The sequence below is a fragment of the Microbispora sp. NPDC046973 genome, assembly GCF_040644495.1.
GTDB lineage: Bacteria > Actinomycetota > Actinomycetes > Streptosporangiales > Streptosporangiaceae > Microbispora.
Map to the genome: position 1 here is coordinate 108,488 of NZ_JBEYWQ010000006.1, position 19,879 is coordinate 128,366.

The following is a 19,879-nucleotide window of genomic DNA, read 5'->3' on the forward strand; positions in this document are numbered from 1 at the left end:
TGTCGTCGTCACCGACCTCCCGGGGCAGTACACCTAGTCCAGCCAGAGCACGATGCCGGTCATGCCGTTGAGCACGGCCGCGGCACCCGCACGGACGGCACGCCCGGCGCGCTCGGGGGTGAAGCTGGCGGGGTCGTACGTCGAGGACATGCCGAGACCCTCGCCGCGGAACGACGCACCCGCCCAGTCGGCGGCGGTGACGTTCTCCGTGGGCTCGGCCAGCTCCGCGCCGACCACGAGGAACTGCTGGTCGAGGTGGTTGGGGGTAACCAGGGCCAGAGGGTCGACGAGGTCGTGGCCTGCGCCGACGACGAGGTCGGGCTTCATGTCGATCGCCCTGCTGATGGCCGGAACGAGCTCGTCCGGCCGCGTGGCCGTGAGCGTCCTGAGGCTGACGCGCTCCTCCTCGGCCCACGCCGTCACCGCGCTCACCAGCGTCCTGGTCTGGCGGTCCTGTCCCGCTGTGAGCAGCACCACGCGGTAGCCCTCCGGCGGGCGGACCCCGTTCCAGGAGCCGGGCCTGGGCGTGATCGTCGCCTCCGGGGCGGGTGACGCGGCCGGGAAGAACCCCGGGCCGGGGGTGCCGACGGCGGTGGGCTTCGCGTGCGGCCGGGACCAGTCGTCGCCGGAGCCGCATCCACCGGCCAGCAGGGCGGTCGCGACTGCCGCGGCCAGTGTGCAGGCAGGCAGAAGCCGAGAGCGCATGGGGATCGTCCTTCGGGGCGGCAGGAAGTGCGCCTATTTCCTACCTCATGATCTGCGGTCTCCGGGGCCGGAGCCGTCTCCGCCGGGCTTGGTTCCTCGACGGTTCGCGCGCGAGATACCGCTCGTTCATCTCAATCGAGCAGATTTCGTACGCCAAAGCCGAAAAGGAGCAATATGTCCCCCGCCGCTCGGCGTCGTGTCTGTGCTGTCCTCGCCGCCGCAGCCGTGGCCGTCCTGTCCAGCGTCCTCCCCGCTTCGCTCGGCGCTCTCCCCGCTCTCGCCCACGGGTTCACCTCGACGGTCTACGCCGACCTCGTCTCGCCCCAGGCCGGGCACGTCCGCACCGAGCTCCAGCTGGAATACGACCTGCTCGTCGTCTCCGCCGCCGACTACGAGAAGGACGACCCGCTTTTCCGAGCGGGCACCGCGGCGTTCGAGGCAGGTGACGCGGGGCGGCAGGCCGCCGCGCTCGACGCCCACGCCGGCACGGTCGTCGCGTACGTCACCGAGCGCTTCGGCATCACCGCCGGGGGAAAGACCTGCACCCCGGTCAGGGACGGCGGTTTCACGATCGGGCGACGCGAGGGCGTCCCCTACGCGCGACTGGTCCTCGACTACCGGTGCCCGGAGCCCGCGGAAGCGCACGAGGTGCGCGGTGGACTGTTCCCCGGCTCCGAGGGGTACGTGCGCGACAGCAAGACGATCGTCACCTATGACCTCGACCTGAAGTCGGGCAGCACGGCCCTCGACGCTCAGCATCGGTCGTTCTCCACGCACCAGTCCTGGTTCGAGCGGTTCTGGGAGTTCTTCCGGCTCGGAGCCGAGCACCTGCTCGGCGGGCTCGACCACATCCTGTTCCTGCTGGCGCTCATCGCGGGGTCACGCCGCCTGCGCGAGATCGTGCTGGCGGCGACGACCTTCACGCTGGCCCACTCGGTGACCTTCGTCCTCGCCGCCCTCGGCCTCGTACGAGCGCCCGCGGCGTTCGTCGAGCCCGTCATCGCCCTGTCGATCGCGGTCGTGGCGGGCTGGCACCTGTGGCGGATCTGGCGGCGCCGATCGCACGCCACGGATCTGGAGACGGCCGGCCACGGCCGCCTCGGCCTAGACCGCGCGGGCTGGACGCGGCTCGCGGTGGTCTTCTGCTTCGGCCTCGTGCACGGTCTCGGCTTCGCCGCGGCGCTGGGCATCGATCAGGCCTGGTCGTGGACGCTTCTGTGGTCGCTGCTCGTCTTCAACGTGGGCATCGAGGTCGTCCAGCTGACGATCATCGTCGCCGTCTTCCCGCTGCTCGCCGTGCTGCGTCACCACCGGCCGATGGCGGGGCTGTGGACGACCGGGGCGATCGCGGCGGGTGTGTCCGCGATGGGCCTGGTGTGGTTCGTGCAGCGCGTTCTCGGGGTCTGAGATCACATCACAACTTCCGGCAAGCGCAACGGCCCGCCTGCCCCACGTTCATCTCCGCGACATCGAACCCCGAAATCGTGCAAACCGCTCCAATACCCCCAAATGGATGGAAAGCAATGAAGCTCGACAAGGGGACTCAGGGCCCCGGGCTCGTCCTGCGCCGGGTGGCCATGAGCGCCACCGCGGCGGCCCTCAGCGCCACCGCCGTGTTCGGCGGCGGCCTGGCGACCGCGGCCCACGCCGACAGCGCGACGCTCACCGGCATCGTCCTCGGTGTGGGCGCCGACGAGACGCAGCGCGTGGTGTCGTGGTACTCCTCGGCCGGCACCGCGCAGGTGGTCCAGGTCGCGCCGACGTCCAAGGTCGTCGACGGCCGGTTCCCCGCGAACGCCGTCACCTTCCCGGCCACGGTCACCGCGAACGTCGTCAACGGCGGCTACAACGCGCACGCCACGATCGACAGCCTGAAGCAGAACACCGCGTACTCCTACCGGGTCGGCACCGAGGGCAACTGGTCCCCGGCCTACTCCTTCACGACCCAGGACTTCAACGGCAACAACCTCGACTTCCTGTTCTTCGGCGACCCGCAGATCGGCTCGTCCGGCGATGTGGCCAAGGACGGCGCCGGGTGGGAGGACACCCTGAACGTCGCCCTCGCCGCCAACCCCAAGGCCGAGCTGCTGGTCTCCGGCGGCGACCAGGTCGAGTCGGCCAACACCGAGACGCAGTGGAACGCGTTCCTCGCGTCCGACAAGCTGCGCCAGTATCCCTGGGCCGCCACCATCGGCAATCACGACGTCGGCGGCAAGGCGTACGAGCAGCACTTCTGGACGCCGAACACCGACCGCTCCGCGCCGTACTACAACGGCAGCGCGACGACCCGGTCGGGCGGCGACTACTGGTTCAGGTACAAGAACATCCTGTTCATCGACATCAACAGCAACGCGTACTCCAACGGCTCCGACGCCGCGCACATCGACTACATCACCGATGTCGTCAACAAGCACGGCGCCGGCGCCAAGCACACGGTGCTCGTCTACCACCACGCGATCTACTCGCCGGCCAGCCACGCGAACGACGGCGACAACAAGGTGCGCCGCCAGGACTTCCCGACGGCCTTCTCGAAGCTCGGCGTCGACCTGGTCCTGCAGGGTCACGACCACAGCTACTCCCGCAGCTACGTGATCAAGAACGGGCAGAAGGCGAACAAGGACGAGCAGCCCGGGGCCACCGAGGTGGCCAAGGGCCCGGGCGGCGTCATCTACGTGACGGCGAACTCGGCGTCGGGCTCGAAGTACTACGACCTCACCGCTCCGGACACCACCAAGGACCCGAACTACGGTCCCGACCCGCTGAACCCCAAGAACCACTGGGCCAACTCGGTCGAGAACCAGGAGCACGTCCGTACGTACGTGCGGGTCCAGGTGCGCGGGAACAAGCTCGTCGTCGAGAACATCCGCAGCGGCACCTGCGCCGCCCCCAACGCCGCGGTGGAGCTGGGCCAGGAGTCCTGGTGCGGCCCGGACAACGGCGCGAGCGCCGCTCAGCCGGTCGGCTCCGCCGTCGACAAGGTCGTGATCCACACGAACGAAGGCAAGGCCGGCGAGGACGAGCCGGCCGCGGCCGAGTCCGGCTGGCTCCAGTAGACGACCGAAGGTGCCGTGGGGTGGGCGACCGCCCCGCGGCACGTCGTCCGTCCCGCCGCCCCCAGACCACCCGAGGACCATGCAGATGCATCCGCCGAGATCGTGTACGACAACCGCAGCAGGCTCCCTCGCCCGGGCCGTCGTCGTGGCGCTGCTCGCCGCGTTCGGCCTTCTCGGCGCGAGGACGGGCCCCGCCGCCGCGGCGGACGGCGAGGTCTCCTGGACGGTCGCGACGGCCTCCAACGACTTCGGGTCCGACCGGCGGAACTACGCCTACACACTGGACCCGGGCGGGCGGCTCGAGGACGGTCTCGTGATCGCGAACCGCGGCACGACGCCGCTCCACCTGAACGTGTACGCCGCGGACGCGTTCACCACCGAGCAGGGCGGGCTCGACCTGTTCGGCAAGGACGCGAAGCCGGCCGGGGTGGGGGCGTGGGTCCGCCCGGACCGGCCCGACGTGACGGTCGGGCCCGGCGAGTCGGCCGAGGTGCCGTTCACGGTCGCGCTTCCGGACGACGTCGCGCCCGGCGAGTACATGGGCGGCGTCGTCACCTCGCCGGCCCAGCCGGGCGCGGCGGACGGGCGGCGTCTCGGCATCCGGATCCGCCTGCGCGTGGGCGGAGCGCTCACGCCGAGCCTGTCGGTGGAGGACCTGAAGGTGCGCTATTCCGGCACTCCCAATCCGATCGGGACGGGCGAGGCCACCGTCACGTACACGATCCGCAACAACGGCAACAGCGTTCTCGCCGCTCGGCAGGCGGTGTCCCTGTCGGGCCCCTTCGGGCACTGGGACGCCCGCGCGGAGCACGTCGGCGACTCGCCCCGGCTGCTGCCGGGCGACACCTGGAAGGTCTCCGTACCGGTACACGGAGTGACTCCCGCGCTGAGGCTGACGGGAACGGTCACCCTCGTCCCGCTGCTCACCGACGCGGCGGGCTCGGTCGCCCCACTGGCCGCCGTCGAGAGCACCACGCACACGTGGACACTGCCCTGGGCGCCGCTGCTTGTCCTCGTCGTCCTCGGCGGGCTCGCCGTCGCGGCTCTGACCTCCCGGCGCCGCCGGCGGGCCACGCGCCACGCCGGGGAGCCCCACCACGCGCTCCCCGACCGGGAGACCGCCGGCCGGTAGCCGTTCGAGTCACGGTCAGGGCCCTGCTCAGAGCGGTTCGGCGGCGGGCTCGCGGACGGACGGGGCCGCCCTTCCCGGTGACAGGCCGGTGTGTTCGGCGGCGAAGGCCAGGATGTCGGCGGTCAGGGCGCGTTCCTTGCTCGCCGGCGAGGCGGCGTGGGCGGTGTCGGGTTCCCGTCGCATGAGGATCGGGCGGTCGCCGTCGGTGGCGTGCTGCAGGGCCGCGCACATCTTGGTGACGTGGGCCTCCCCGGTCTGCAGATCGGTCACCGCGCCGGTGAAGAGGAAGGCCGGGTAGGCGGTCCCGGGCATGACGTTGTGGTAGGGGGAGTACGCCAGGAGCCACTGGAGTTGCCCGGGCTCGGAGGCGCTGCCGAACTCGTCGGTCCAGGTGCATCCCAGGCCGAATCGCTCGTAGCGCACCATGTCACACAGCGGGCCTTCGGCGACGACCGCGGCGTACAGGTCCGGTCGCCGCACGGCGGCGGCGGTGACCAGCAGACCGCCGGCTGACTGGCCGTATATCGCCAGTTGGTCGCGGGTGGTTGCGCCGGTGCCGATGAGCCAGGCCGCGGCGTCGTTGAAGTCGCTGATCGCACGGTGTTTGTGTGGTCCGCGGCCGGCGTCGTGCCAGCGTTGGCCCTCCTCGCCGCCTCCGCGTACGCAGGCGACCGCGTACGTGCCGCCTGCGCCGACCCATGCGGCCGCCAGGGGGAAGAACCACGGGCGCATCGGCATGCCGAAGCTGCCGTAGCCGTACAGGAGGGTGGGACGCGGCCCCTGGTGTTCCTCGCTCGGGGTGAACAGGAACAGCGTGATCTCGGTGCCGTCACCGGCGCGGCAGCGCACGGCGCGGCTGCGGATCCGCGGAGCAGGCCCCGCGGTCGCGGCGCCGGCTTCCCGTTCCGTCGTCCCGCGTGCGGCGTCGTAGCGATGGATGGTCGGAGGCGTGGTGGCGTCGCAGTAGCTGAACCACGCCTGGTGCCCGTGGGGGACGCTCGTACGCAGGGAGGACACGACGCCCGCGCCGGGGAGGGGCAGCTCGGCGAGCAGCCGGCCGTCGGCCAGGTCGTGCAGCGTCAGGGCGGAGGTGCCGTGGCGGGCGCGTGCCACCAGCAGGAGGGGCCGCGCAAGCGCCGGGCCGTCCAGGACCACGCACTCGTCCAGGGGCGCCTCAGGATCTTCGCCCACCAGCGTGCGCCACGCGGCCGGGCCGGCATCCCGCCGGTCCGCCACGCAGACGCGGCCGCACGGAGCCTGATAGTCGGTGACGAGCAGCAGGGCGCCGTCCGCGAGGAAGCGGGGAAGGACGCGGGCGCCGGTGGCCTCCCCGTCCACGACCTTGACGAAGCGCGGGGCTTGCGGATCGACGAGTTCTGCCACGTACACGTCGTTCCGCGCGGCGGGCCCGGCCATCGCGGTGACGGCCAGGTGACGGCCGTCCGCGCTGAGCGTGAGCCCGTAATAGTGGTCGGGGGCGTCCTCGCCGCCGAACACCACCGTGTCGGCCTGCCAGGGCGAACCGATCCGGTGCAACCGCACCCGCCGGTGCAGCCGCATGTCGTCCGGAGCCAGTTCCTCGCCGGGAACGCGGCTGACGTAGTAGAACGCGTCCCCTCCCGGCAGCCAGGCGAGCGAGGTGTTGCGGGCGCGCGGCAACGGCCCGTCCACGACCTCGCCGGTATGCACGTCCAGCACGATGACGTCGCTGCCGGGCTGCTCGGCGACCTCCAGCTGGACGGCCACCCGTCCGCCCTCGCGCGACGGCCACCAGGCGTACAGCCCGGTGCGGCCGGACGGATCGATGTCCACCGGATCGACCAGCACCCGCCTGACGCCCTCGGCGTCGACGACGAGCAGGCGCCGCTGCTCGTCCCCACGAAGTTGCTCGGCGAGGAACATGAGCGAGCCCCGCACCATCGGAGGCTCCGACACGCCGAAGGAGGACACCTCGTCCACCAGAGACGCCCAGGATTCCTTGTCACGCCATTGCTCGCGGTGCGCGCGGAAGAGGCGATCCTGGGCCGCGGCCCAGTCCCGCACGCGCCCGTCATCGCCGTCTTCCAGCCACCGATACGGATCGGACACCGGGAATCCGAACAGATCCTCCACCACATCGCTGCGCCACGCGGCAGGGTAGGACAATCGCGCCATGAAATTCCCCGCCTCCAATAGGCCCCCGAACGGGTCGAGGCACTGCGGCCTGCAGCGCCGCAGTACCTCGATTCACTCGGCTACGACTCGCCGCGGAGAATGTCCGCCTGCCAGCCGCGTACGCCGCCGATGCGGGCAGCGGGAGTGGAATCGCGATACGGCAGGTATCCAGTCATGTCAGCCTCCTGGATCCGTTCGACTCGCCCGGTATGGGCAATTACGACGGCAACCGTCCCCGCGCCCGGGATCGATAAACACCGGCCTCCACCTCGAGCCCTCGACTGCCGTGTGGCACAGCGCCGTCAATCACTTTCCCGTTAAATTCCCCGAAAGAAACGACGGCGTACGGAAACGCCCGTGGAGATCGATCTCATACGACGGAAATTCGGAGCCTTTCCGAGTAGATCCCGGGGCCGGCGGCACATGGATGCGACCGGATCGACGCCACCGGCGCCGCGAACCGCGATCCCCCGCCGACGCCCCCGAACGGGCAGGTGAAAAGCTGTACAGGTCCATCCGTCGGCGGAACGGGGCCATCACCATGGGGGATACCGGTTCGGGGAGCCGTCCCAGCGGGACGGAAGATCTCGACCAGGCGGCGGCCACCTTCCAGAGCGTGCGGCCACGCCTGTTCGGAATCGCGTACCGGATCCTCGGCAGTTCCACCGAAGCGGAAGACCTGTTGCAGGACGTCTGGCTGCGCTGGCAGGCCTACGACCGCGACACCGTGGCCGATCCGGGGGCGTTCCTGGCGACGGTGACCACGCGCCTCGCCATCAACGCCCTGCAGTCCGCCCGGGTCCGCCGCGAGACGTACGTCGGCCCGTGGCTGCCCGAACCCGTCGACACCGGTAACGACCCGCACCTCGGCGCCGAACGGGGCGAAGCCCTCGGCTTCGCGGTCCTGCTCCTGCTGGAGAAGCTCTCGCCCACCGAACGCGCGGCCTACGTGCTGAGAGAGGCGTTCGACTATCCCTATCGGCAGATCGCCGAGATCATCGAGACGAGTGAGGTCGCGGTGCGTCAACTCGTCAGCAGGGCACGCAAGCGCATCGTCTCCGAGCGCCGGGCACCGGTGACCCGGGCAGAACAGCGCAGGCTGCTCACCGCCTTCGTCGCCGCCGCCCGCTCCGGCGACCTCGCCACGCTGGAAGAGCTCCTCGCCGCGGACGTGACCAGTTACTCCGACGGCGGCGGCGCCGTCCGGGCCTCGCGCATCCCCGTGGTCGGCGCGTTCCGGGTCGCGAAGTACATCAGAGCGTTCGCGGACCGGTTCTGGGCCGGGGTCGAGGTGGAATGGGCCGACGTGAACGGGCAGGCGGCCGCTCTGCTGCGCCACGACGGCGAGCTGTTCACGGTCCTCACCGTCAACGCCTCCGACGAGGGCATCGACCAGGTGCTGTGGCTGATGAACCCCGCCAAGATCGCCGGACTGTCCGCCGCGCGCTGACCCGTCGCCTCACGCGCCGGGTGGCGACCGTCCCTCAGGCGGGGGAACTCGACCCCGGCCGGCCGCTCGGAGACGGCCCACAGCCGGGCCGCGTCGCGCTCGACCCGGACCGATCTGCAGAGGGGCGACTCCGTGGGCCCACCGGTGAACCGGTGGCAGAGCGCCCAAGGCGTCGGGCTGACCCTGGCTACTCCATCACTGCGCCGAAGACGTAGGTCCCGGGAGCGTTCGGGTCGTCGCCCGCCCAGAACTCCGTCCAGTGGGTGCGGAACTCGTCGCGGGTGAGGTGGCCGTCGCCGTCCAGGTCCAGGCGAGGGAAGATCTCGTCGGTCGCCGTGGGCGTCCCGTTCCACGTCGCGATGAGCGCGCCGTACTCCGAGCGGGAGATCAGGCCGTCCCCGTCGAGGTCGACGGCCTCGAACATCGCGTCGGCGGTGGCGGAGACCGCGTCCGCCCGGCCGCCGAGGCCGTCCACGACGAGGAGCACCTCGTCGAGAGTGACGGTGTCGCCGCCGTCACGGCCGGAGGCCGCCCGGAGCACCGGCCACCAGCCGGTCATGACGGAGGCGAGCCGCTCCGGATCGGCGGATCCCGCGACGGCCGTCCAGCGGCGGGCGAGCGCCTGGAAATCGGCCTCGGTCAGCCGGCCGTCTCCGTCCACATCCATCGCACGGAAAACTCCGCCGACCTTTCTCCGCTGGAACTCACTGGCCACATCCGCCTCCGTTCTCCGCAGGAGACTCCATGGTGCCGAGCGGTCACCATTGGTGACCATATACAGTAGGTGACTAATCCGTTACAGATATGGGTCATCCGCGCCGGGCTGCGACGTACTCCGACGCATCCACGGCGACGACCACCACGACCAGCAGGCAGAGCGCGCCCAGGGCGGGAACGAGACGGGCGACGGGCAGCAGCGCCGGCATGAGCGCGGCCCCGGCCAGCCGGATCCGGGGCAGGGAACGCGAGATGCGCCATCCCGTGTAGGCGAGGGTGGCGACGAAGAGCGCGCAGCCCCCGAACAGCAGGACGCCCGGGGTGCCGCCCAGATGGCGGCCCGGCCAGTGCACGGTCTCCCCCACGCCGTACGCCACGCAGACGATGCCGGCGATGAGACCGAAGTGCGCGTACGTGAGGACCTGCCGCACGGTGTCCGCGGGCACCCGCGAGACCTCGACCGCGTGGTGCACGGCGTCGGCGGCGAACTCGAAGTACATCCACCACAATCCGCTGACCAGCACGAACGCGACGGCCACGGCCACGCCCACACCGGTGTCCAGCTCGCCGTGGGCCACGGCGGGCGCGCCGAGCGCGACGACCGACTCGCCGAGCGCGATGATCAGGAACAGGCCGAAACGTTCGGACAGGTGCGCCGGGTGGAACCGGACGACCCGGCCCACCCACCTGCGGGTCAGCGCCGGCGCGGCGACGTCGACCACGGCCGCCGCCGTCCACAGCGCGACCTGCCAGCCGCCGCCCAGCGCCGCGCCGGCCAGCCGCAGCGGCGCGGCCACGAACACGGCGACGCTGAACGGGTTGGCGAACCACCCGCGGGTGCGGGCCACCAGGACCAGCAACAGCGTCCGGACCGCGAGATAGGAGACGGCGAACAGCATCGCCCGCTCGCCGTACGCGCCGGGGATGGCCAGCGTCATGAGCAGGCTGCCGAGCCCGGCCGCCAGGATCCCGAGCCGGTCGACCGCGTTGTCGACGTCGCGGGTGTTCGTGTGGACCGACGTGCTCACCCACACCCAGTAGACCGGGACGAAGACCACCAGCGCCCGGCCCAGACCGGCCAGGGAGTGGTCCGCGTGCAGCGAGGCGGACAACTGCGTGACGGCGAAGACGAAGACGAGGTCGAAGAACAGCTCCGCCCAGGTGACCCGCTTGCCCGCCGGGGTGCGCGCCGCCTGATCGGCCGCCGGGACGTCCGCGGTCACGAGCCGGAGTCCGGCCGAGGCAAGCGGACATATCTCATGATCGGCAAATATAGCCGCCTTCGGCCCGCCGTTCGCGGTCTCCGCCGCCCCTCTCGTCGGCCTTCGCGGCCTCGTCGTCGCGGCTCCGGCCCACCGGCACACGCTCCCCGTACGGCAGGCGCCGCAAGCGCGGAAGGCCGTCTAGCCCTTCCGATCCGGCGCCGGGGAGGCCGGCGACTGTTCGTGGGGCAGCAGATATCGCCAGGAGAGCACGTAGGTCGTCCCCGAGCCGGTCCTGAAGAGCGACCGGCCGTACTTCTGCTCGGCGGGAACGGCCTTGGTGATCGCACTCACCGCCGCCCCCTCGACGTCCTTCTGCCACACCGGGTCCACCACGCCGGAAGGCTCCGGAAGGCCCTCGGGCCAGGGCGACGGCTTGCCCTCCGCCGACTCGGCCCCTTCTGCGATCACCCGGACGCGGCCGGCGACATAGTCGGTGCCCTCCGCGGCGGCCCGGGTCGCCAGGCCCTCCATCAGCTTCTTCGCGTCCACCAGTCGCCTCGGGTAGAAGTCCGCGAGCTGTTCCAGGGCCGGGACCCGGACCTCCAGCATCTTTCCGTCCTTCCCCCGTACGCCGAGGACGGTGTCGGGCACATCCGTCACCGACGGTGCACCCGGTTTCGGCTCCGCGGTCGGCGGCTGCCCGCCCAGGTACTTCTCCATCCGCGCGACCACCTCGCCCGCCTCGGCATCGCTGAGCGTCATCTGCGTGCTCGCGTCGACGATCACCAGGCCGTCGTCGTACAGCACCACCCTCGGCGGACGCAGCACGTTCATGGTCGCGGTCACGAACCCGCCTTCCGCGCCCCACAACGCGACCGGCTGGGCGGGCCCGTCGGCGGCCGCGGCCGCCGACGTGTCCGGTTCCACTCCTCCACACGCCGCGGTCAGCGCCGTCACCGCCATCAGCAGGATCATTCGCAGTCTCATGCCCCAGACCACGTAGGCGCCCTCGCCCTGGTTCATCCGACCATCACCTGGAACCCCCCGCCGGCCCGGATCCGCGCGTTCCCGCCCGACGACAGCGGACGATTCCGACGACCCGGCGTTGCCGGCGCTTCCCTGACGGGACGCTCACGGGCCCTCGGCAAGCCCCAACCCTCCCATGAGGAAGCGGGCTCCCGGCCGGTCGGCAGGCATGGGTCTTCACAAGGCGCGTGCGGGGTTTCACCAGACAGTGGCGCGGGGACGGCGTGCGGCGTGTAGTGTCGGAAGAGAGGTTGTGTCGAAGTCCCAGTATGCGTTAAGCGCCTGCGGAGTTATGACAGCGGGCGTCACCGTGCGGAGCCGAGGCTTTCCCAAGGCGGTCGGTCGCAGCAGCCCGAGGATCACATCCGTGGCTCTCGAGATCGTCTCATCAAGGAGAAAGCATCATGGCTCAGGGAACCGTCAAGTGGTTCAACGCCGAAAAGGGCTTCGGCTTCATCGCCCCCGACGACGGCACTCCGGACGTCTTCGTCCACTACTCGGCCATCGACGCCGGCGGCTACCGTTCGCTGGACGAGAACCAGCGGGTCGAGTTCACCGCGACCCAGGGCGCCAAGGGCCCGCAGGCCGAGCAGGTCCGGCCGCTGTAAGCAACGCTTCGCACCGCCGCTGCCGGGCACACGGAGACGTGGCCCGTCATCCGACGGCATCCGGCCCCGGGCTCCTCACGGAGTCCGGGGCCTCGTCATGCGGACGCACCTACCGGGTGGGTGCAGGGCGGACTTCGCGCACTCGGCCCCGGGTCAGCGGGCGGTGCGGGGCAGCGCCTGGACGAGCGCGACGACGGCGGCGGCCAGAGCGACCAGGAGAGCCAGGCCGAGAGCGAAGGCGTGCGGGTAGTGAGCCGGAGCCGGAGCGCCCAGGGCGCCGTAGAAGACCACCCCGACCAGGGCCACACCGATCGCGCCGCCCGCCTGCTGGGCCGTGCTCAGGACGCCCGAGGCCGCGGCGGCGTGCCGGGGATCGGTCCCCGCCAGGACGATCGCGGGCAGCGGGGCCATGATCAAACCCATTCCCGCGCCGGCGACGAGCAGTCCCGGGATGATCCACGCGACGGGACGCCCGGTGCCCAGGGCCGAGGCCGTCTCCGCCAGAGCCGCATACCCCAGTGCGACGACCAGGGCTCCCAGGGTGACGACCTGGCGGCCGAGCCGGGCCGCGACCCGTCCGGACAGGATCGAGGAGACGAAGTAGCCGAGGCCCAGGGGAAGGAAGATCAGGCCGGAGCCGAGAGCGTCCAGGCCGCGGCCCTCCTGGAGGTAGAGCGCCAGGACCAGGAAGAACGAGCCCGTTGTCATCGAATAGATCAGGCTGACGACCACACCGGCGGAGAACGAGCGGGGCCGCAACAGCGCCGGGTCGATCAGGGGCGCCGCCGTCCGGCGCTGGTGCAGGGCGAAGGCGGCCAGCAGGGCGACGGCCGCGGCCAGGCAGAGCCACGTCCATGCCGGCCAGCCCTGCTGCTGACCCTGTACGAGCGGGTACACGATGGCCACCAGGCCCAGGCAGGCCAGCGCGGCGCCGGTGAAATCCAAACGGGCCGCAGTGGCCCGTGATTCGGGGATCAGCCGCCGGGTCAGCAGCAGAGTGACCGCGCCCACCGGGACATTGATCAGGAAGATGCTGCGCCAGCCGAGGCCGGCGATGTCGGCCCTGATGAGCGCGCCACCGATGAGCTGCCCGAACACGCCGCCGAAGCCGAGGGCCATGCCGTAGGCGTTGAATGCCTTGGTGCGGTGCTCGCCGGTGTAGAGGGTGTTGATGAGGGCGAGGACCTGCGGCATCAGCAGAGCCGCCCCGGCGCCCTGGGCGACCCGGGCGCCGATGAGGACCTCGGCGGTCGAGGCCTCGCCGCAGGCGGCCGAGGCCAGGGTGAAGACGGCCAGGCCGATCGAGAAGAGCCGCCGGCGCCCGTACAGGTCACCCAGCCGTCCGCCGAGGACGAGCCCGGAGGCCAGGGCGATGCCGAATCCGGCGACGATGAACTGGATCGCCGACGGGCTCGCGTTCAGCTCGCGCTGTGTCGCGGGGATCGCGACGTTGACGATGAAGAAGTCGAGGGTGGTGATGAAGACACCGGTGAGGAGCACCAGCAGGCTTCCCCAGCCGGCGCTGCTGCCGGTCGCCGCAACCGGTGTCGACCGCGGTGACGTTATGGTCGTCAATGTTCTCCTCCTGCTCGCGCCGTTCCACGCTCAGCTTCGCGGCGGGTGCGGCATCACGGCGATTACGCGGGAGGTCATGAAGCCTGTGCGGATGCGCGAGCGGGGCCGCCGAGGCATGCGGCAGCCGACAGGCGGCGGCCGGCCGGCAGCGCGGCCCGTGGATGGCGCGCGCCGCGGCCGGGCTGAGGCGCGGCTCAGTCGAGCAGGTGCGAGCCGATCGGGGAGGAGTGCCGGCCGACGACGAGGCGGCCGGGCCGGTAGCGGACGAAGGCGGCCCCGCCGAGGTTCAGCGACAGGGCGGAGCGCTGCAGGGCGTCAGGTTCGGCGACGTCGCCCCAGCGGCCGGTCGTCACCCGCCTGTCGATCGCCCGCACGCCCGCGACGATCTCCGCGGTGGTGAAGGCGCAGTGGCCCTGGCGCGCGACGTACGCCTGCCGGAGCAGCCGGTCGTCGCCGGCCGCCCGCACCCGTTCGGCGAACGCCGCCTCCTGCTGCACCGGGACGAGCTGATCGGCGATGGTGTGCAGGTTGAGCAGCGGCACCGCGAGGCTCTGACCGGCGGTGGAGGACGCCTCCAGCCTGCGCCGCGCCCCCGGGTCGGCGTGCAGACGGGCGCCGCGGGTCAGGGTGGCCAGGTCGGCGCGCAGGTCGAGGCCGGCCTTGCGATACAGCGCCCGCACCTGGCCGGCGTGCTCGGAGTCGCGCAGCAGCGCCGCGTAGTCGAGCCCGGCGTTCCAGGACGTGTTGCCCCCGGCGGACTGCTCGATGGACCAGCGGCCGTTCTCGATGAACCCGAGCACCCCTTGGGAGAGCCAGGCGAACTGCTGGGCCTCCTGCCCCTCGGGATCGCCGGCCGCCGGGGGGTTCTGACCGGGCGCCCAGTCGCTCTGGTTGAGGTAGGCGGCGGCGAGCGCGATCCTGGCCCGTCCTTGCGGGGTGGCCTGCGCGGCGATCACGGCGTCGGTCAGCCGCTGCGCCGTCGCGGCGGCGTCCGCGGCGTCGGCGAACCCGGTGAGCCGCACGTCCTGGCCGGGCATCAGCAGCGAGGCGATCGTGTACTCGGCGTCGTACTGGTAGTCGTCCAGGTCGACGCCCCCCGCGACGAGGCCGCACAGCCCGAGGGCCCCGTCGACGCGGCCGGCTCCGTCGCGGGCGATCTGGGCGTTGACCAGGCCGCCCATGGACAGCCCGACCGACAGGGTGCGGGACGGCCGTCCGACCGTACGGCTGAAGGCGTCGAGGGTGGCGAACTGGTCGCGTTCGGCGCTGTTCAGCGCCCACCACGAGCCCTGCGGGTCGAACGAGGAGCCGGCGAGCGCGTACCCCTCCGAGAGAAGGGCCGTACGGGCCTCGTCGGAGGGGGCATTCTGCGCGACGGTCGGACCATAGCCGTGGCTGAACAGCAGGAGCGTGCCGTTCCAGTCGGCGGGCACGTCGGCGATCCAGGTGGCGCCGTCGGCGAGGGTGCCGGACAGATGTGAGGGGATGGTGGCCGCAGCGGCGGTGCCGGTCCGAGTGTCCGTCGCGGCCCCGGCGGTTCCGGTCAGGGTGGCCGTGACGAGGGCGAGAGAGCCGGCGACGGCGGCGGGAATGCGAAGCAGGCGTCGAGGCACGAAAGCGCTCCGTTCCCGGGAGAGGAGGGTGACCTGTGAACGCGGATCACCCCGAAGCTATGGCAAAATTTTGACCATCGTCAAGACCGTGCCGAATGTCTGTCGGCCTCTCTCTGTGGCAGGCGGCGTGCGCCCGGACCCTCGCGGCCCAGCACGTCGCGCGGATTGGTCAGATGGCAGGACCGCAGCGACAGGCAGCCGCATCCGATGCACTCGGTGAGGTCGTCGCGCAGTGCCTGCAGGTGCGCGATGCGTGCGTCGAGCTCGGTTCGCCAGCTCGCGGACAGGCGAGCCCAGTCGTCCGGGGTCGGGGTGCGCTCACTCGGCAGTTGATCCAGGGCCTCCCGGATCGCCGCGAGCGAGATGCCGACGTGTTGGGATGCCCGGATGAAGGCGACCCGGCGCAGCGTGTCGCGGCTGTATCGCCGCTGGTTGCTCGATGTCCGGGTGCTGCGGATGAGGCCCTGGCGTTCGTAGAAGTGCAGCGCGGAGATCGCGACGCCGCTGCGATGGGCGACCTGTCCGACGGTGAGTTCATGGAACGTGGTGCGGGCCCGGGGCATGGGCCGACCCTAGCACTTGACCTCAACAAAGGTTGAGGTCAAAGGATGGGCGCGTCCGCGAATCGCGATGAAGGAGCCTTTCATGGCCACTGTTCTCGTCATCGGCGCCACCGGGAAGCAGGGCGGTGCCGTCGCCGAACTGCTGCTCGACCACGGCCACGACGTCACCGCCTACGTCCGGTCGCCCGAGGCGCCGTCCGCGCGGGCCTTGTCCGCCGCCGGAGCCCGGCTCATCCCCGGCGACCTGGCCGACCCGGAGGCCCTCGCCCGCGCCGCCCGGGGCGTCGATGCGATTTTCGGCCTCTCGGTGCCCTTCGGATCCGGCGGGAAGGACGAGGAGGTGGCCCAGGGCCGCTTGCTTGTCGACGTCGCGATGCGCGCCGGCGCGCACCTGGTCTACTCCTCGGTCCGGGGCGCCGACCGGCTCGCGGCGACCGACATCGACCATGCCGACAGCAAGCAGCTTGTCGAGGCGTATCTGCGAGAGCAGGAGATCCGGGCGACCGTCCTGGGGCCCGTGTACTTCATGGAGAACGTCCTCAACGTCGGCTTCAGCCGCCTTGGCGACGGCGTCCTGGCCAACCCGCTGTCCGCCGCCAAGCCGCTGGACCAAGTGACCGTCCGAGACATCGCCGGCCTCGCCGTACACGCCATCGAGCACCCGGACCGGTTCGCCGGCGAGCGGATCGACGTCGTTTCCGACCGGGTGACCGGCGAGGAGGCGGCCCGGATCCTCAGCGACGTCCTCGGCCGCGAGATCTCCTACTACCGACTGCCGTTGGACCAGGTCCGCCAGTGGGCCGGCGACGAGATCGCCGACATGTTCCAGCGGTTCGAGGAGAACACCGACTTCCTCGACGTCGACGGGCTACACGCGGCGTACCCGGACGTGGCCTGGCACAGCTATGCCGATTGGGCCCGGACAGTCGACTGGGACGCCGTCCTGCCAAGCCGGACGATGGCGGGATAACCCGCGATCGGCCCGTGCCTGCTTTCGTCACGCATCGAGGGCGAGGGCCGCATCGGGCAGACCGAGGTGCTCGCGGAGTGCGACGCGGCCGACCGGAGTGAGCGTGATGATCCGGCTCGGGCCGGCCGCGGACGGCCAGCCGGCGGCGACCATGTGGCCGTAGAGCGCCGTGCCGAGGGGCTCCAGCCAAATGAAGGCGCTGTCCGGTCCAGTCCAGGCACGTACGGATGTGCGGATGCCAGCCGGGAGACGGCGTGTCCTTGGCGATTCGGTCTTGACCAGCCACGCGATGCCCCAGCTGGTGAGCCTGGGGCCACCCTCCCAGGTCAGCAACCCGCTCGCCGTCATTCCGCCGGCGATCGCGCGGTTCCTCATCATCGAGACGCACGGGGTGCGGGTGCACGCCGCTTAGTGACATTGGTGCAGTCCACCTGTTGCTGTACCGCACTGCTGTACGACACTTGCCGTGAATTGCCCGAGCGTCTCGATTACGACTCGTCATGCACTCCGTCGGCTGAAGCACAACAACAACGTGGTCCGCGTCGAGGTGAACAGGCCGAGCGACTGCAACGCCCAGCGCACCATGCGACCGTCGTCAAGCGGGCGGCGGCTGCACTGACCTTGCCAACCGGAGCCTTGCACCGCAAGCCTTGCTGGTCGACCCGCGGACCTTCGGTGCGCGCCCGGCCGCACTGGCGCCGCCTCTGGATCGGAATCCGCAGGCGCTGACCGATCCGGCCACAGGGGACGGCTGGTTCAGCGAATACCTGCTGCAACTGGATGGAAAGTTCCGGTTCGCTCTGTTCAACGCATTCTTAGCCGTACGGATGCTTTCGGCGGTGACGAGAGTGTGCGGTCTCCCGCACACTCTCGCCACGAGCTAGTCGATGGCGCCGTTCACCGTGACGGTGTGGCCGGCCTCGGCGGCCTGGTACGAGGTCATTCCCGCCCAGCGGACGGTGTAGATGTAGTCTCCGCCCGCCTGGGGAGTGTCGGCGAAGGTGAAGTGCCCGTCGGACGTCAGCCGTACGCCCGGCTGCCGGGTCGTGACAGTGCCGTCACGGTTGGAGACGGTGCGCTCTACCGTGATCACAGTGCCCGACGGATCCAGGCCGGGCCCGGACAACGTGCCGCTGAACTCCAGAGGCCGGTCGACCCTCGACTTTTCGGGACCGGTGAGGGTGAGCACTGTCGGGGCCTTGGCCACCGGCACATAGCGCGACGCATAGCACAGTTCGTAGGCGGCGTTGCCTGACCAGGCCACATAGTACGTGTACCCTCCGGCGGCCGGCGGCGTGTCGGTGAGAGTGTAGGTGCCGTCCGCGGAGGTCACCGCGGAGAGGGTCAGCAGGGTGCCGTTCGGAGCGTGGCGGGTCACCGTGAGGCGCTGCTCGCCCGGGGCCGCCCCGTTCGCCAGGGTCAGCCGACCCGTCAGGGTCAGCGGTTCGAAGGCGGTCGCCGTGCCCGTACTGTCCAGCGTGATCGACGACTTGACCTTGGCTGCGGTGACGTATGTGTAGGCCCTGCTCCACCGGTGCTCCGCGGTGCCGTCCCAGAGCGCCTCGTACCTGAACCTGCCGGCGGCCGGTAGGGCATCGGTGAGAGTGAAGGTGCCGTCGGCGGCGGTCGTCACCTCGGCGACAGGCTCGCGGGGCCCATTTCCTTCCAGCTCTTCCAGCCGGCGGCTCACCACCACCCGCTGCTCACCGGGCGCCGATCCGTCGGCCAGGGCGAGGCGGCCCGTCAGCGTGAGCGGTGCGAGGGCATCCACCGCGTACGGGGCGGTCAGCGTGAGCGTGGACGCCGAGAGGCCGACACCGGGCACCCGCCATAGGTTGAGACGGTCGGAGGGGTCCTTCACTACTGCGAAGACATCTCCGCCGAGTGTGGTGAGGGCACCGGGGAGCACCTCGACGTCAGAGTCCACGTAGGCGAAGGTCTTCTCGCCTGTCGCGGCGTCGAACAGGTCAACGCTGCTTTCCGATGTCCATGTGCCCACGACCGACGTGCCGTCCGGGGTGACCGCCACTGCTTGCGGATAGCCGGGGAACTGCTCCTCCGCGCCGTAACTGCGGACGAGGGCCAAGCTGGTCGTGTCCCAGGCGTCGAACCTGTGAGGGAAGCCGAAGGCCGACAGCGCCGTCGACCCGTCCGGCGTGAGGGTGAGGTCCTGTGCGTTGCTGAGATCGTACGCGGGCTGGCCGATCTTGCCGCGGAGGGTGACCTCGACGCCGGACGTGTCGTAGACGTCGATCTCGTTGTTGGTGCTGGCTACCAACGTCGGCCCCGCGGCGGCGACCACGGGAGCCCCGGGAAGCCGCGACGCTATCAAAGCGGGCTCCGGTTGTGCCGCCGACGTGTCAACGCTGAGGACGCCGCCCTCCTGCGAGCCGCATCCGTAGCCGACGTACAGGCGGCCGCCGGACCAGGACAGGTGCCCCGGGCACGGGTACGCCGCCAGGTCGAACCGCCGGTTGATGGAGAAGGAACCGGTGTCGATCTCGGCGACTTCGTTGGAGTTTTTCAGCGCCGCGTACAGGCGGGTGCCGTCGGGTGTCACGGCGAGGCCTCTGGCGCCTGCCAGGCCGGTGATGGTGCCGGTGATCACACCACGGGCGTCCACGGCGACGATCCGATCTTCGGCCGAGGCGTAGACCCTGTCGTTGCCCGCGACCACGTCGGGACCGTTCATGATTGGAGAGTCGACACCGAGGTCGATCAAGGAGTCGGCCGCCATGGCGGCGGGGGCCTGGGCCACGAGTACGGCGGCCACGGTGGCAGCGGTGGCAGCGGTGACAAGCAATCGCTGGACTAGTCGTAAGGACACGATCTCTCCGATCGTTCATCAAGACCATAAAAGAAGATCGAATATATCGGCCACCTCCGACACCGAGATGGAGGGAGAGCGATCTCCCCGGCGGACTTCCCGTCCGCCACTCGTCGGCGAAGCTACAGGCCGTCACGCTTCCCGTATCGAAGAGCGAACTCCGCCTCCACCCACTGCGCGGGATCCTCGATGCCGAACCTCTCGATCACTCGCACAAGCCGTTCGCCGATATGTCGCACGAAGGGCACTTGGGCAGGAGCGGGAACGATATCGACACGGCT

16 protein-coding genes are annotated in these 19,879 nt (G+C 70.8%); 6 read left to right on the plus strand and 10 right to left on the minus strand.

The genetic code is table 11. The annotated features are described in order from the left end of the window. Positions 1-33 precede the first annotated feature (33 nt). Complete coding sequence (locus ABZ860_RS14485; protein WP_357219902.1) at positions 34-705, minus strand: hypothetical protein; 672 nt, start codon at positions 703-705, stop codon at positions 34-36. A gap of 174 nt (positions 706-879) precedes the next feature. Between ABZ860_RS14485 and ABZ860_RS14490 the strand changes: the two genes are divergently transcribed. From ABZ860_RS14490 to ABZ860_RS14500, 3 genes are all read left to right on the plus strand, one after another. Continuing rightward, positions 880-2,112, plus strand: coding sequence for a HupE/UreJ family protein (locus ABZ860_RS14490; RefSeq protein WP_357219904.1), 1,233 nt, complete (start codon positions 880-882; stop codon positions 2,110-2,112). 116 nt (positions 2,113-2,228) lie between these two features. Continuing rightward, positions 2,229-3,758 (plus strand): metallophosphoesterase family protein, encoded by a 1,530-nt coding sequence (locus ABZ860_RS14495; RefSeq protein ID WP_357219906.1) that lies wholly within the window; start codon positions 2,229-2,231, stop codon positions 3,756-3,758. An 85-nt stretch (positions 3,759-3,843) separates the two neighbouring features. Beyond that, positions 3,844-4,890 (plus strand): DUF916 domain-containing protein, encoded by a 1,047-nt coding sequence (locus tag ABZ860_RS14500; protein ID WP_357219908.1) that lies wholly within the window; start codon positions 3,844-3,846, stop codon positions 4,888-4,890. Positions 4,891-4,917: 27 nt separating this feature from the next. On the opposite strand, the gene ABZ860_RS14505 is transcribed toward ABZ860_RS14500, so the two are convergent. Beyond that, entirely contained in the window at positions 4,918-7,044 is a 2,127-nt protein-coding gene (locus tag ABZ860_RS14505) for a prolyl oligopeptidase family serine peptidase (RefSeq protein ID WP_357219910.1), read from the minus strand. Positions 7,045-7,585: 541 nt separating this feature from the next. Here ABZ860_RS14505 and ABZ860_RS14510 point away from each other — a divergent pair. Next, a complete protein-coding gene (locus ABZ860_RS14510) occupies positions 7,586-8,494 on the plus strand; it encodes an RNA polymerase sigma-70 factor (RefSeq protein ID WP_357219912.1) in 909 nt (302 codons plus the stop codon). Between the two features lie 187 nt (positions 8,495-8,681). Here ABZ860_RS14510 and ABZ860_RS14515 read toward each other — a convergent pair whose 3' ends face one another. The 3 genes from ABZ860_RS14515 to ABZ860_RS14525 all read right to left on the minus strand — a co-directional run bounded on the left by ABZ860_RS14515 (position 8,682) and on the right by ABZ860_RS14525 (position 11,439). Beyond that, the gene (locus ABZ860_RS14515; RefSeq protein ID WP_357219914.1) at positions 8,682-9,269 is read right to left on the minus strand and encodes an EF-hand domain-containing protein; all 588 of its coding nucleotides are present in this window, start codon (positions 9,267-9,269) and stop codon (positions 8,682-8,684) included. Between the two features lie 34 nt (positions 9,270-9,303). After that, positions 9,304-10,434: a low temperature requirement protein A gene (locus ABZ860_RS14520; RefSeq protein WP_357219916.1), complete on the minus strand. Its 1,131-nt coding sequence runs from the start codon at positions 10,432-10,434 to the stop codon at positions 9,304-9,306. A gap of 180 nt (positions 10,435-10,614) precedes the next feature. Continuing rightward, entirely contained in the window at positions 10,615-11,439 is an 825-nt protein-coding gene (locus ABZ860_RS14525) for a hypothetical protein (RefSeq protein WP_357219918.1), read from the minus strand. Positions 11,440-11,846: 407 nt separating this feature from the next. Between ABZ860_RS14525 and ABZ860_RS14530 the strand changes: the two genes are divergently transcribed. Then, positions 11,847-12,050 (plus strand): cold-shock protein, encoded by a 204-nt coding sequence (locus ABZ860_RS14530; protein WP_357219920.1) that lies wholly within the window; start codon positions 11,847-11,849, stop codon positions 12,048-12,050. A 153-nt stretch (positions 12,051-12,203) separates the two neighbouring features. Here ABZ860_RS14530 and ABZ860_RS14535 read toward each other — a convergent pair whose 3' ends face one another. The 3 genes from ABZ860_RS14535 to soxR form a co-directional block, all read right to left on the minus strand. Beyond that, the gene (locus tag ABZ860_RS14535) at positions 12,204-13,625 is read right to left on the minus strand and encodes an MFS transporter (protein ID WP_357219921.1); all 1,422 of its coding nucleotides are present in this window, start codon (positions 13,623-13,625) and stop codon (positions 12,204-12,206) included. A gap of 194 nt (positions 13,626-13,819) precedes the next feature. Continuing rightward, on the minus strand, positions 13,820-15,238 hold the full coding sequence (locus ABZ860_RS14540) for a hypothetical protein (protein ID WP_357219922.1): 1,419 nt from the start codon (positions 15,236-15,238) through the stop codon (positions 13,820-13,822). 80 nt (positions 15,239-15,318) lie between these two features. After that, complete coding sequence (soxR, locus tag ABZ860_RS14545; RefSeq protein ID WP_357219923.1) at positions 15,319-15,801, minus strand: redox-sensitive transcriptional activator SoxR; 483 nt, start codon at positions 15,799-15,801, stop codon at positions 15,319-15,321. Between the two features lie 82 nt (positions 15,802-15,883). Between soxR and ABZ860_RS14550 the strand changes: the two genes are divergently transcribed. Beyond that, on the plus strand, positions 15,884-16,771 hold the full coding sequence (locus ABZ860_RS14550) for an NmrA/HSCARG family protein (RefSeq protein ID WP_357219924.1): 888 nt from the start codon (positions 15,884-15,886) through the stop codon (positions 16,769-16,771). 27 nt (positions 16,772-16,798) lie between these two features. On the opposite strand, the gene ABZ860_RS14555 is transcribed toward ABZ860_RS14550, so the two are convergent. Both ABZ860_RS14555 and ABZ860_RS14560 read right to left on the minus strand, forming a co-directional pair. Continuing rightward, complete coding sequence (locus tag ABZ860_RS14555; RefSeq protein WP_357219925.1) at positions 16,799-17,149, minus strand: hypothetical protein; 351 nt, start codon at positions 17,147-17,149, stop codon at positions 16,799-16,801. Positions 17,150-17,651: 502 nt separating this feature from the next. Next, positions 17,652-19,598: a hypothetical protein gene (locus ABZ860_RS14560; RefSeq protein ID WP_357219927.1), complete on the minus strand. Its 1,947-nt coding sequence runs from the start codon at positions 19,596-19,598 to the stop codon at positions 17,652-17,654. Between the last annotated feature and the right edge of the window lie 281 nt (positions 19,599-19,879).